The 13,739-nt window shown below is 48.1% G+C and carries 9 protein-coding genes; 7 read left to right on the forward strand and 2 right to left on the reverse strand.

Annotation, left to right across the window (positions count from 1 at the left end; translation table 11 throughout):
- The first annotated feature begins 4 nt into the window (after positions 1–4).
- The 3 genes from ACV7NC_RS10390 (at position 5) to ACV7NC_RS10400 (ending at position 5,146) form a co-directional block, all read left to right on the forward strand.
- The gene (locus tag ACV7NC_RS10390) at positions 5–1,258 is read left to right on the forward strand and encodes a restriction endonuclease subunit S (RefSeq protein ID WP_458152505.1); all 1,254 of its coding nucleotides are present in this window, start codon (positions 5–7) and stop codon (positions 1,256–1,258) included.
- A gap of 197 nt (positions 1,259–1,455) precedes the next feature.
- Positions 1,456–1,746, forward strand: a complete 291-nt coding sequence (locus ACV7NC_RS10395) for a GIY-YIG nuclease family protein (RefSeq protein WP_458152506.1) — start codon at positions 1,456–1,458, stop codon at positions 1,744–1,746.
- Between the two features lie 172 nt (positions 1,747–1,918).
- Positions 1,919–5,146 carry a type I restriction endonuclease subunit R gene (locus ACV7NC_RS10400; protein ID WP_458152507.1) on the forward strand — a complete coding sequence of 1,076 codons (3,228 nt, stop codon included), beginning with the start codon at positions 1,919–1,921 and terminating at the stop codon, positions 5,144–5,146.
- A gap of 125 nt (positions 5,147–5,271) precedes the next feature.
- Here the strand turns inward: ACV7NC_RS10400 and ACV7NC_RS10405 are convergent, their stop codons facing one another.
- Complete coding sequence (locus ACV7NC_RS10405; RefSeq protein WP_458154910.1) at positions 5,272–8,463, reverse strand: DUF748 domain-containing protein; 3,192 nt, start codon at positions 8,461–8,463, stop codon at positions 5,272–5,274.
- A gap of 321 nt (positions 8,464–8,784) precedes the next feature.
- On the reverse strand, positions 8,785–9,249 hold the full coding sequence (locus tag ACV7NC_RS10410) for an FKBP-type peptidyl-prolyl cis-trans isomerase (protein WP_458152508.1): 465 nt from the start codon (positions 9,247–9,249) through the stop codon (positions 8,785–8,787).
- Between the two features lie 200 nt (positions 9,250–9,449).
- Between ACV7NC_RS10410 and ACV7NC_RS10415 the strand changes: the two genes are divergently transcribed.
- The 4 genes from ACV7NC_RS10415 (at position 9,450) to ACV7NC_RS10430 (ending at position 13,730) form a co-directional block, all read left to right on the forward strand.
- Entirely contained in the window at positions 9,450–9,905 is a 456-nt protein-coding gene (locus tag ACV7NC_RS10415) for a YbaN family protein (RefSeq protein WP_458152509.1), read from the forward strand.
- Positions 9,906–10,150: 245 nt separating this feature from the next.
- Complete coding sequence (locus ACV7NC_RS10420; protein ID WP_458152510.1) at positions 10,151–11,668, forward strand: methyl-accepting chemotaxis protein; 1,518 nt, start codon at positions 10,151–10,153, stop codon at positions 11,666–11,668.
- Between the two features lie 229 nt (positions 11,669–11,897).
- The gene (locus ACV7NC_RS10425; protein WP_458152511.1) at positions 11,898–12,254 is read left to right on the forward strand and encodes a DUF3135 domain-containing protein; all 357 of its coding nucleotides are present in this window, start codon (positions 11,898–11,900) and stop codon (positions 12,252–12,254) included.
- 18 nt (positions 12,255–12,272) lie between these two features.
- Positions 12,273–13,730 carry a DUF4139 domain-containing protein gene (locus tag ACV7NC_RS10430; protein WP_458152512.1) on the forward strand — a complete coding sequence of 486 codons (1,458 nt, stop codon included), beginning with the start codon at positions 12,273–12,275 and terminating at the stop codon, positions 13,728–13,730.
- Positions 13,731–13,739 lie beyond the last annotated feature (9 nt).

The raw sequence follows: 13,739 nt of genomic DNA on the forward strand, positions 1-13,739 counted from the left end.
AATTATGTGGATCGAGAAAAAACTGGGTGATTTATGTGACGTAAAGGGCGGTAAGCGACTACCCAAAGGTGGAGAGTTTTCCAATAAGGGTTATCCATATATCCGAGCCAGGGATATACGAGGTGGGCGCGTTACTTTTGATCAACCGGTATATATCGACGAGAAAATACGAGCAAAGCTGAAGCGATATAAGGTAAAAAAAGACGATATTTGCATAACGATTGTCGGAATTAATATTGGAGATGTTGGAATTATTCCGGTGTTCTTGGATGACGCCAATTTAACAGAAAATGCTGCGAAATTAACGAACTACAAAAATACTTTTCCACCATTTCTAAATTATTATCTGCAGACTCAAAACGTTTGGGAGTTAATGCAGTTAATTGCATCTGGGGCAGCTCAAGGAAAGTTGGGGTTGTACAAGATCCAGCAAGTGCCAGTGCCAGTTCCAGATCTTTCTGTTCAGAAGAAAATTGCAGCAATTCTCACGGCCTACGACGAGCTGATCGAAAACAACCGGCGGCGCATTACGTTGTTGGAAAAGATGGCCGAGGAAATCTACCGCGAATGGTTTGTTCGCATGCGTTTTCCCGGTCATGAGAAGGTGAATAAGGTCAAAGGCTTGCCGGAAGGCTGGAAGATTCAGAAGCTCGGCCAACTTTTTAATACATCATCTGGTGGCACGCCGCCAAGAGAAAATACCTCTAACTTTAATGGAGAAATTTGTTGGGCAAAGACTGGTGAATTGAAGTCTACATTTGTTCTGGATACGGAGGAAAGAATTTCGCAATCTGGTATTGATAGTTCAGCTGCTAAGATTTATCCCCGCTATACCATTGTGATTGCCATGTATTGTGCGATGCCTGATATCAGCATACTTGCCGTAGATTCTGCGACTAACCAAGCTTGTTGTGCATTTTTTCCCAAAAACGACTACTTTCATTACTCTTATAGTTACTTACTCATCAAATTCGCACAAAAGCATATGATCAACTTTGCGCATGGTGCTGCGCAACAAAATCTCAGCCAGGAGTTGATAAAGGGATTTCCGCTACTGACGCCAACCAAGGATTTAATCACTGAGTATTCTAAAGTGGCAGAACCAATATTCATCCAGGTTGAGCAATTAATGAAAACAAATACCTATCTCCGGAAAATACGGGATCAACTGCTTCCCCGCCTGATCTCCGGCAAACTCTCCGTCGAGCATCTCGATATCCAGTTCCCACCCGGCATGGAGGAATCGGCCTGTGTTTGATGGCATCATCAAACGTGGTCGCAAATCGCCTGTCATTTCGACAGCATGGAGAAATCTTATGGTGTGTGGTTAAGATTCCTCACATTCGTTCGGAATGACCGTATAAGGTCGGAATGACAATACGGAGATGGGATGATAGTGTGGGGACGAAATGACAGGTTTTACGACTGGGGTGCATGAAATGAGGGGTGAAGCTGATGGAAAAGACCTATTATGTTTACCTGTTGACCAACTGGAACAATCAGGTGATGTATGTCGGTGTCACCAATAATCTTGAACGCCGGATCTATGAGCACAAAAATAAGCTGATTGATGGATTTACCAAAAAACATAACGTTGAGAAGCTGGTTTACTTCGAGACTGCAAGCGATGTGCTGGCGGCTATTGAACGGGAAAAACAGATCAAAAAATGGCGGCGTGAGAAGAAGAATCAGTTGGTAGTCGGAATGAATCCTGAATGGAGAGATTTGAGTGTGGAGTGGGAGTAGGGTTTCTTCTGGAGTCTGTTCCGGGTGAAATCGAGGGAATCGAAATGACAGGTGGGGACGCGCTTACGTGTTTGATCGTTACTTAAGTTTGTTCACTAGTTAAGGGAAATCGATTTCCCTTAACTTAGACGGCGATTAAGTTAAAGCAAAAACAATCCGGATAGAAAACTGAATGCCTAACTTTATTTCCGAAAATCAGCTTGAACAAGCGCTGGTGCAGAAGCTCCAGCATCTGCACGGCTTCGACGTGCTCGATTGCCATACGGACAACGCGGAGGATTTGAACGACGGTTCCAACCGCGCCAGCAAGCGCGATGTGATCCTGGTGGACCGGCTGCGCGAAGCCGCGCTCCGTCTAAACCCGGGTATTCCGCAAGCAGCCATCGAAAGCGCCTTGGAAAAACTGTGCGAGCGGCGGCAGGCGATGACGCTGATTGCGGCAAACCAGGAAATCTACGGCCTGTTGCGCGACGGCATTGCGGTAACGTTCGACAATGCGCAGGGGCAGTCTCAGCAGGAGCGCGTGCGCTTGCTGGATTTTAACGTGTCGGGCAATAACCGTTTTCTGGCCGTGACGCAGTTGTGGATCAAGGGCGAGCGCGGCTTCCGCCGCCCGGATGTGTTGCTGTACGTGAACGGTATTCCGCTGGTGTTCATCGAGCTGAAAAACTCGAATGTCAGGCTGCGCAACGCTTATGACGACAACCTGACGAATTACAAGGCGGAGATTCCGCAGCTTTTCCTGACCAATGCGTTTTGCGTGCTGTCGAACGCCGTCGAAACCAGGGTCGGCAGCATCACGGCGCAGTGGGAGCATTATTTCAACTGGCTGCGCACCGACGATGAGAAACAAAAAATTGACCGCGCGGCAATTCGTGCGCAAGGCACCAGTCTGGAAGGGGTCATCGAAGGCTTGCTGCCGCAGCAGAAGCTGCTGGATTACGTGGAGAATTTCGTTCTCTTTTACAAAGACACGCAGAAAATCATCGCGCAGAACCATCAGTTTATCGGCGTGAATCGCGCGTATGACGTCTTCCTCAAACGCGAGGAACTGGCGGGAAAGCTCGGGGTGTTCTGGCATACGCAGGGGTCGGGAAAAAGTTTTTCGATGATTTTTTATGCGCGCAAAATCTTCCGCAAACAAACCGGCCATTTCACGTTCGTGGTAGTGACCGATCGCGACGATCTGGACGGGCAGATTTACCGTAATTTCCTCAACACCCGCACGGTGAGCGAGGCCGAGGCGGCGCAGCCGAAGAACAGCGAGGAGATGCGCAAGTTTCTCGGGCAGAACAAACGCATCGTTTTCACGCTGATCCAGAAATTCCGCTGGGACAAAGGCCGGGAATATCCCGAGCTGTCAGCGCGCAACGACATCATCGTGATCGTCGACGAGGCGCACCGCACGCAATACAAATCGCTGGCGGAGAACATGCGCAAGGGGCTGCCTAGGGCGAACTATCTGGCATTCACCGGCACGCCGCTGCTCGGGCGCGAGCGCAAGACCAATGCGTGGTTTGGCGATTACGTGTCGGAATACAATTTTCAGCAGTCGATGGACGACGGTGCGACGGTGCCGCTGTTTTATGAGAAGCGCGTGCCGGAGGTGCTGATTCAGAATGAAGAATTGAGCGAGGAGTTTTATCAGATTCTGGAAGATGAGAATCTGGACGAGGCACAACAGGCCAAGCTGGAAAAGCGTTTCTCCACGGAAATAGAAGTCATCAAACGCGACGACCGGCTGGAAAAAATCGCGCGGGACATCGTTTATCATTTCCCCCGGCGCGGTTATCTCGGCAAAGGGCTGGTGGTGTCGGTGGATAAATTCACCGCCGTGAAGATGTACGACAAGGTGCAGCGGTTGTGGAAGGAAGAGATAAGAGTCCTGAAAGGGACTATCAGTAAAACCGCCAGCGAAATTGAGAAGCGGCGTCTGGAGCAGCGCATTGAATTCATGAGTTCTGTTGAAATGGCCGTGGTGATTAGCGCAGACGCAGGCGAGGAAGAAAAATTCGCCGAGCAGGGCTTGACCATCAAGCCGCATCGCGAACGCATGGACAAGCTGGATGAACATGGGCACGATATTGAATACAACTACAAAGATCCAGAGCATCCGCTGCAACTGGTGTTTGTCTGCGGCATGTGGCTGACCGGTTTTGATGCGCCGACACTTTCCACGTTATATCTCGACAAGCCGATGCAAGGCCATACGCTGATGCAGACCATCGCCCGCGCCAATCGCGTGACGTCGTGGAAGATCAACGAAGTGGAGAAGCGCAATGGCGAAATCGTGGATTACTACAATGTATTCCGCAACATGAAACTGGCGCTGAAAGATTACGCGCAAGGCGGCGACGAGACCGAACCGCCAGTTAAGGAAAAAACAGAATTGTTTCGTTTGCTGGACGATGCGATTGAACAGGGCTTTGCGTTTTGCCACGAGAAAGGGGTTGCGCTGCGTGAAGTCTTGGGAAGCGGCGATGTCTTCAAGCAGGTCGGGCGATTTGAGTCTTTTGCTAACACCTTGCTGGCAAACGATGAATGGCGCAAGAGTTTCAACGTGTATGAGAACACCATCACGTCGCTCTATGAGGCATGCAAGCCGGAGGCTCTGGGGTATGGCAAGGGGCGCGAGGTGGCAGCGTTTCAGTATCTGCGCGGCGTGATCGAGGCGCATATCGAGCAGAAGGACATCGACGCGATCAGCTTGAAGATTGCCGAGTTGCTGGATGAAAGTGTGGTGGTGGATGGTACGGATGCACATACAGCGCAACAGAAAGATCCAGAGTATCGGATAATTCAGAAAGGTAAGACTTGGGATTTGAGCAAAATCAATTTCGATAAGCTGCGTGAGGAATTTAAACAGGCGGCTTACAAACATATCGAGATCGCCGATCTGCGCGCTTTTTTGCAACATAAACTGGAATTAATGCTGCAACAGAATGCAACGCGAATAGATTTCGCCCAGCGCTTGCAGCAGATTATTGACCAATATAATGCCGGTGGTTCTTCCACTGAAAACTACTATGAAGATCTGATGCAATTCACCGAGGATTTGCGCACGGAAGACAAGCGCCATATTCGCGAAGGCTTGAGCGAGGATGAGCTGGAATTGTTCGATTTGCTGAAAAAAGACAAAATGACGCAGGACGAAACACAGAAAGTAAAACTAGCCGCGAAATCGTTACTGCGCCGCTTACTGGAAGAACGTCCCCGCGTGCTGGTGCAAGATTGGTACAAGGATACGCAAACGCAGAAAACGGTGCGATCGGCGGTCGAACAAATACTGGACCGCGATTTGCCGGAAAGTTATGACCGTGTGCTGTTTCGCGAGAAATGCGACAATGTGTTTCATCTGGTGCTGGAATATGCCAGTCATGGCAGGAAGTGGGCGGCGTAAAGAAACTGAATAACTTGCATTTGTCATTCCGAGCGCAGTGAGGAATCTTTAATAATCAGCGCAATAGATTTTTCACTCTTGCTTGAAATGACGCTTGTTCAGGGTTTTCTGAACAAAGCGCCTTCTCACTTCAATACAAACTCGACCCGGCTGCCTGGGCGCTGTTCGCTGCCGGTGTCTTCGTGACTGCCGACGACGAAAACCCGATCACTGCTGATACCGCCGTTTTCAATAAGCCAATCCCTGGCAGCGATCGCGCGATTCTCCGCCAATACTTGCAAATCGTTGTCATTGACGGTGATATGCGCCAGCATGAGTTGTTCCATTTCCGCGCTGGGCAGTGATTTTGCCAGACCGATGGCGTTCTTGGGTTTCTCGAAGTTTTCTTTTTTGTAAGCAATTTCAAGATACTTATCATAATCTTCCGGCGTTAATGTCAATTGCGCGATGGTGCCGCCGGCAACGCCTTTCTTGGCATCGTCCGCCAATTTATGCGCTTTAATGGTGTTCTGCAGAATGGCCTGTTTGAGTCCTTCATGATCGTTTACCGGATCATAGTGACCGGAAATTTCCAGTTGCAGCGATGGCCGGTCTTTTAGCACGTCGGCTAAGGCTTGCAGCCGTTGCACGGATGATTCATCGATGGTGGCTAAACCGGGTGTAAACGGTATTTCCGAAAGCTCTTCGCTACCTTCCATAACCGAGCCGAGCAGCGAGAACGGCGAAGTGATCGCTTTGGTGATCAGATTGATAAATGCCTGAAAAATAATGTCTCCGAGATTGAAATCGGGGTCATTGATCGATCCTTTGAGCGGCAGGTGAATGTCGATTTCACCACGGCGGTTTTTCAACAGCGCAATTGCAAGACTGATCGGAAGCGATCCGCCGGCTTCGCTGTCGATTTTCTCACCAAGCGTGAATTGATCCAGAAAGATTTTATTGTCGGCGGTCAATGCACCGTTCTCGACCTGGTAATTCACATCGGCGGACAATTTCCCTTTCTCAATCGCATAGCCGATGTATTTTCCCGAATAAGGACTCAACGGCGGCAGATCGATGTCTTTCACTTGCGCAACGATATCCAGCAACAGTTCGGCGCTGAATGGATCTATCGTTCCGCTGATTTGCAATGGCGCGGTTTTACTGACCAGGCCGCGGATATCGATTTTGCCGGATTTGCCCGGATACAGCGGACCGACTTGGCCAGTAAGCGCGGTCAGATTGGCATGGTAATTCGGTTTAATGAAGCGATCGTTAAAGTTGATGCGGCCATTTTGCAGGAAAATTTTGTCGATATGAACCGGTGTGTCATGTTTGGAACTGGCCGGTTGGGCGCTAGCGGTGGTTGTGTTTGCTGTTCCATCTGGCGTTTTTTGTTCCTGGCGGATAATTTGTTTCAGATTGAGGGTGCCGTCCGGCAGGATGGTCATGCGTGCAAAAAAATCACTCAGATGAATGGAGCCGATGTTGACGCGAAGCGGGTCGTTGATAAAATCGAGCTGGCCGATATCCAATTTTTTCCAATGCAACAGATCATGTGCTTTCTGGCTGTCGATCAGATTGAAATTGGCCAGTTTGCCTTGTCCCTTGACTTCAATTTTCAACGGATTTCCGCCCGCTTTAACATTGCCGTTAAAGGAGACATCCCCGCTCGTTAATAACGCAGTCAATTGATCGCCCAGCCAGCTTTGCAAGGACACAATATCCACGGAATTGAGATCGAGCGATAAATCCGAAGCCAGCGGCGACCATGCCAGAGAACCGCTGGCTTTAATACTTCCGTGCTGATTGACTTGTCCCTGTAGCGTAAGATGGAGCGGGTTGATGCCCTGTGGATCAATATCTTCGAGACTTAAGTTTAACGAGTCGATGATCATCGGCGTGACTTTCGCCAGTGAAAGGTCTTCATAGCGGAGTGCGGCGTTATTGAGCCGAATGCTTTTAATCTCGGGTGTCCACGGGTTGTTGCCCGGTGCTGCTTGCGCACTGGCGGTAGCTGTTGCAGCAGGCTCGCTCTCGGCGGTTATCGCGCTGCTTGAACTTGGGGAAGGCTTGCGCGGCGGAATTGGGATGCGTGATTGTGACATTGCAACGGTAACTTTAGCTTCCGGCTCAGTTGCGGTCTGCGGGCTAAATAGTTGAGCGATATCGATCGCGCCTTGAGCGTCGCGCCGGAGTGATGCTTTGAGCTCATCCAGCACAACGTCACCCAGTGCGATGCGTTGTTTATTAATATTGACGCTGAGGTTATTGATGCTTAACTTGCCCAATGCCAGTACCGGTTCACTGTCGCTTTGACGGGTCAACGTAATTTGATGGCTGTTTATTCGGACGCGGAATGGCGCTGCTCCCGTAAGATCGGTTTTTGCGAAAGCGATTTCGAGTTTCTGCATTCCGGCTTGATAAGGAGTTGCCACCGCGGAATTACTGAAAGTGAGCTGCCGCAGTGTGGTCGTGCCGTTAAGCAGATACTTTGGCGCTTGATCGGGTTCTTGATTGATATTGAAGGACAAATCGCCGTCATAGTAACCGGTCAGCAGCTGCACACCCTGCGGTAATGTCAGGTAAGGTTTATAACGTGCGATGTCGATCGCATCGAATTTTAAATCCAGTGTTGCTTCCTGGTTTGCGGCAAAGGGTTGTAATTTACCGGTCAATAAAACCGGTGCGTTATTGATTTTGGCATCGAATCGTGGCTCGATCCAACCCGTTCCGGTACCGTGCAAGCGGCTGATGACGGGAATGCTCAGATTTATTTCCGAGATGGTGTGCTCGCTGTTTTTATTGCGATCGATCCATTCGACACGGCCATTCTGGATATTGATATTACTGATAGAAAATGGGCTTTGTTGATCACTGGCTTCGGTTTCCTGGGTGTCGGTAGTTCCGAATTTTTCCAGCAAATCAGCGATATTGAACTGCCCGCCGGCTTCCCGGATCAGGCGTATTTGGGGATTTGCGAGCGTGATTGAAGAAACGACGGGAGCGCGATATTTCAACGATTCGATACTCAAGTCGACATGCAATTTGTGGAATGACAGCAGCGGAGCGGCCGTTTCTGGAGAAGATGCATGGTCGTTGACTTGGAGATCGTTAACGGTCAACTCAAGCGTATGAAACTTGAGTTCTACCGATGCGACGGTAACCGGGCGCTGCAGTATTTCGGTCAAGTGTGTTTCCAGTTGCGATTTGGCAAAACCGGGCAACCAGAACACACCAAGTGCGGCCAGCAGCGCAATCAGCGCGCTTGCTATGCCAAGACCGATCCCGAGTCGGCGGAATCGTTTATTGTGTAACTGCTGTCCGGTTGAAGTCATCACGCAATTCCCTCAATTTCTGCAGCCGGTTGATCAATTTGTATGCTGCTGTCATCAGCTAGCGATGGTGAAACTTGCTCCGTTATGGATACTGTGAAGCGATCGGGTCATAGCTAAGGAAGCGCTGATTAATTGACTGCACGAGTGAATTGCTTTGTTGCGCGGTACTCGCTCCCTCGCCTATCTAATTGATAGGCCTCGGTTACTGCGTTCCGTGCGCCTCGCACTTCATCACGTTCGTCGAATTAATCAGCTCTTCCCTAATGAAGATCGCAACCCAGATGATTCATCCGTCCAGCGGATGAATCATTCAGGCAACGGCTAGTGATACGCGCCGGATTTTAAACCGATTAACTCCACTTCAAAAATCAACGTGGCATCTGGCGGGATAATGTTGCCCGCACCGCGTGAGCCATAGGCCATCGACGGCGGGATGATCAATGTGCGTTGACCGCCGACTTTCATGCCTTGAACTCCTTTATCCCAGCCTTTGATCACCCGCCCAGCGCCCAGCATGAACGAGAAATGTTCTTTGCGATCATGCGAGCTGTCAAATTTTGGGCCTTTCTTGTTCGGAGCATCTTCATCATATAACCAGCCGGTATAATGTACATTGACGGTTTTTCCAATTTCCGCTTCTTCTCCGGTACCGATTTTTGTGTCAATTTTTTGGAATGCCGGATCGTCCGCGCTGCTGGCCGAATCCTTATAAGCGAAGGCCGCTTGCGGTATCGTCAGTGCAAGCAGGATGATAATAAAATTCAACAATGATTTTGTCTTATTCATGGTGTCCTCAACAATTAAATAAATCTGGTTAATATGAATGAATAGCGCTTTAATATTATAGCCGGTAACGTCGCGTCAATCTCAGCGATAGTTTTCAAGCGATATCGTGTGCTGATAGTGCTTGATTTATATTGTCTAACTGGCAATAATTTGTTGTCCTATTTCAAACCGTTCAAAAAGCTGATCCATTGCAAATGCGTATGACAGAGCCACGTGATTCAAATCAGAATGTGCAACTGGCCGAAGATTTCCAATCGGCGGACTTGTTGTGCTTGCATGAGTCGCCTTTCGTGCGCTTGTTATATTTGGGAGCGGGGTTTTTAGCATTATTCCTGGCAGTATTGGGTGCTATTTTGCCGGTGTTGCCAACGACTCCTTTTGTTTTGTTAGCGGCCGCTTGTTTTGCGCGAGGTTCGGAACGATTTCACCGGAAATTGCTGGCAAATCGTATTGCCGGACCAATTATTCGAGAGTGGCAGCTTTATCACAGTATTCCAGCACGTGTTAAGCGCTGGGCTTATTTATTGATGGCAATTTCATTCGGTAGTTCCATTCTGATTGTTCCGGAACTTTGGCAGAAAGTGATGCTGGTTGTAATCGGCAGCGTTTTAGCATTTTATCTCTGGCGTATTCCCGAAAGAAATTCCGCAACCTGATCTGTAATTATTCCTACAAGCGTGTAGTTATTGTTGGCGTCAAAATTCTGCTTATTTTCGTGGAGTGAAAATTACAGACTTGCCGTCGACTCTGAATATCAGTCAACTGAATAAACTTGTTTTTTCGCGTTATTCTACGTATTCATTATTGTTTTCTCCTTTAGCATTGCAAAAAACTAAAGTCATTGAAGTTTTTGTCGTAAGAAAAAACTTACTTTTCTTGTCCATTAGAGTGAGAATTTGCTATGAGAATTAATGAACCCGTTACCCAGCGCGATATGGGAATGAATAATGATTGTGTGATCATCTCGACGACCAATATGAAAGGTGCGATCACATCGGTGAACGAAGATTTCATCCGGATGAGTGGTTACACCTGGGAAGAACTCGAAAATAAAAATCACAACATCATTCGTCATCCCGATGTGCCGCCTGAAGCCTATGCGATGCTGTGGGAAGCGCTTAAAGCGGGAAATCCATGGATGGGGATGGTGAAAAATCGTCACAAGGGAGGCGATCATTATTGGGTTGATGCGTTCGCCAGTCCGCAGTATGAAGATGGTAGGATTATAGGTTACCAATCGGTCCGGGTTAAAGCTGAGAAAATCTGGATAGATCGGGCCGAAGCGTTATACGCGAAGATCATGTCCAAAAAATCACCGGACGACAAAAAGCGTTCAAAATTGGATGCAGTCAAGCTCACACGATTTCCAATTGGAATTTCGACCAAAATTGCATTGGCAGTGACAGGTGTTTTTGCATTGCTTTTTACCGGGTTGGCAGTGGTAGAACAAGTTTCATTACTTGTTGCATTAATTGGCTTTGCATCGGGCAGCATGATCAGTTTTGCAGCGATTCACCAGATGTTGAGCCCGCTCCGGGCATTAGCCGCGAAATCGGAAAAAATTGCCAACGATCCGGTGGCGCGCTATATCTATTCTGGACGGACTGATGAACTCGGGCAATTGGAATATGTTCAAATTTTCCAAAATGCAAAACTGCGTACCGCTATTGGCCGAGTAAAAGAATCATCAGTAGTGCTCGAAAATGCGGCTGATGAAATTGCTACAGGTAGCGTTGATTTGTCTGGCCGTACTGAAAATCAAGCATCCAGTCTGGAAGAAACTGCTTCCAGCATGGAAGAAATTACCTCAACCGTGCAACAGAATGCTGAAAACGCTAAACAAGCCAATATATTGGTTATGGAAGCGCGCAAGCAGGCTGAGAAAAGCGGCGATGTGGTTTCCAGCACCATTCAGGCGATGTCGCAAATCAACGAGAGCAGCAAGAAGATTGCTGACATTACTAATGTCATCGATGAAATTGCTTTCCAAACCAATTTACTGGCGCTTAATGCAGCCGTGGAAGCGGCGCGAGCCGGCGAGCAAGGACGGGGGTTTGCAGTGGTTGCCAACGAAGTGCGTACCTTGGCGGGCCGAAGTGCAGAATCTGCAAAACAGATCAAGGAACTGATCAACGATAGCGTTTCCAAAGTGGAGGGTGGTACGGAGCTGGTCAATCAATCCGCTGAATCTTTGAAGATGATTACCAACAGTGTCAAGAAAATCTCCGATATCGTGGGTGAGATTTCTCAATCATCCATGGAGCAGGCTAATGGAATCGAGCAGATCAATCAGGCGATTTCACAGATTGACGAGGTTACTCAGCATAATGGGCAGTTGGTTGAAAAATTGTCGACTTCAAGCCGGGCGATGACTGAAAAAGTTAAAATGCTCTCTGGTTTGGCAGATCAATTTAAATAACCTGCAGCTAAGCTGCATCCAACAAAAAGCCGGATTTCAAATGATACTGGACTCCGGCTTTTTTATTTTTCGCATATAATGATTTAGACACTGCTCAGACTTTAATCGAGTTAGTCTGGTAATTTTGGAATTCCCAAGATAAAGTTTTTACTGGCTTTCTCGATTAGCTGCAGCGGATATCATTAATCAAATGCAAGCGTATTCGATCAGGATAAGCTGGTGATTTTTTATGGATGAAGAAAAAGCTTCAGAGTTTGATTTTGATCTGTGGTCACAGCTTGCACGGCAGGAACCGGAAAAATTCGAAGCCATGCGGCAGCAGATGATTGATGAGTTGATCGCTCAGGCGCCGTTGCATTTAAAGCAGCGGATGACCGGGCTGCAATGGCAAGTCGATCAAATTCGCAAGCAAGCAAATAATCCAATGGCTGCCTGTTTGCAGATATCCCAGAAGATGTGGGCCAATGTCCTTGGGGATAATGGACTTCTGAAAGTACTTCAAGAGCCGAAAGAATTACTTAAAACGCTTGAAAATGCGCCGACCGCGAAAGTATTGACTTTCGAGAGACCTAAATCCAGCAAATAAATCTGATACATTAATTCGATGGAAATAAACCAGTTTCATAATTCGCTAAAAAAGGTTTTGATTGCGTGTTGCTTTGCAGGATTCTGCAACCATGCAGCAGCGACTGCCGAAACGGGTGAGTTGTTAAGCACTCTGAAAGAACAAAAATCGGTAGCCGTCACAATTTATAACAATGACTTGGCACTGATAAAGGATCTGCGGCATATAGACATTGCCAGTGGCGATTTTAATTTGGCTTGGCGCGATGTCAGCGCGTTGATCCGGCCCGAAACCGCTTTGTTGCGAAGCATCATTGATCCAACCGGTCTCACGGTCGTGGAGCAAAATTTCAATTTTGACTTGTTGACGCCGCAAAGTCTTCTGAATAAGTATGTAGGGAGGTCGGTGTCCGTGATGCGGATTAATCCGGCTACCGGTGTGGAAACTAAAGAAAGTGCGACGGTATTGGCCGTCAATGATGGCGTCGTGCTCAAAATAGCCGACCGTATCGAAACCGGCATGCCGGGTAGAATCACCTTCGAGAATGTGCCTGAAAATTTGCGCGATCGTCCTACTTTGGTCATGAAAGGAATGGTTACCGGTCAATCAACGCAACAGCTCGAGCTCAGTTATTTGACCGGCGGTTTATCCTGGAAGGCGGATTATGTTGCGGAACTGAACGATAGCGATGAGCGGATGGATCTGTCCGGTTGGGTTACATTGGTCAATACCAGCGGCACCAGCTATGCGAATGCAAAAATGCAATTGGTGGCTGGCGATGTCAATCGGGTCCAGCCCGAAATGATTAAGCCGCTGGCGATGCATGCAAAAGGCGCGATGGATGTTGCCGCATCGATGACGCAAGAATCCTTGATGGACTATCACTTGTACAGCTTGGAAAGATTGACGACGATCAATGACAACCAATCCAAACAAGTTGCATTACTGAATGCCTCCGGCATTCCGGTGCGCAAAGAACTGATTCTGACGGGAAACGATCATTATTACTATTTCGGTCATAGTGATCTGGGTCAGAAAAACAAAGTAAGCGTGATCGTGCAGTTTGATAATAAACAAGCGGACCGGCTAGGCATGCCGTTACCCAAGGGTATCATCCGGGTATATAAGCGCGATCAATCCGGCAATGCGCAATTTGTCGGCGAAGACAGCATTGATCACACGCCAAAAAATGAGACGGTGCGTCTAAAACTAGGCCACTCATTCGATGTGACGGCTGCGAAAAAACAAATTGATTTCAAAAGCTTGAACATAGGTAACAATGTCAATCAATTTGAAAGCGCCTATGAAATTGTGATCAAGAATGCCAAGAAAGAGGCAGTGGTGGTGATTGTGCAAGAACCCATTCCGGGCGACTGGAAAATATTGGAAGAAAGTCATCCGCACCATAAACCGGTAAGCAATACCGCGGAATGGAAAGTGACTGTACCTGCAGAAGGGTCATCCGCGCTCAAATATCGTGTGCGGGTGAAGTTTTGAGCGACTCTT

The sequence above is a fragment of the Nitrosomonas limosa genome, from assembly GCF_054188085.1.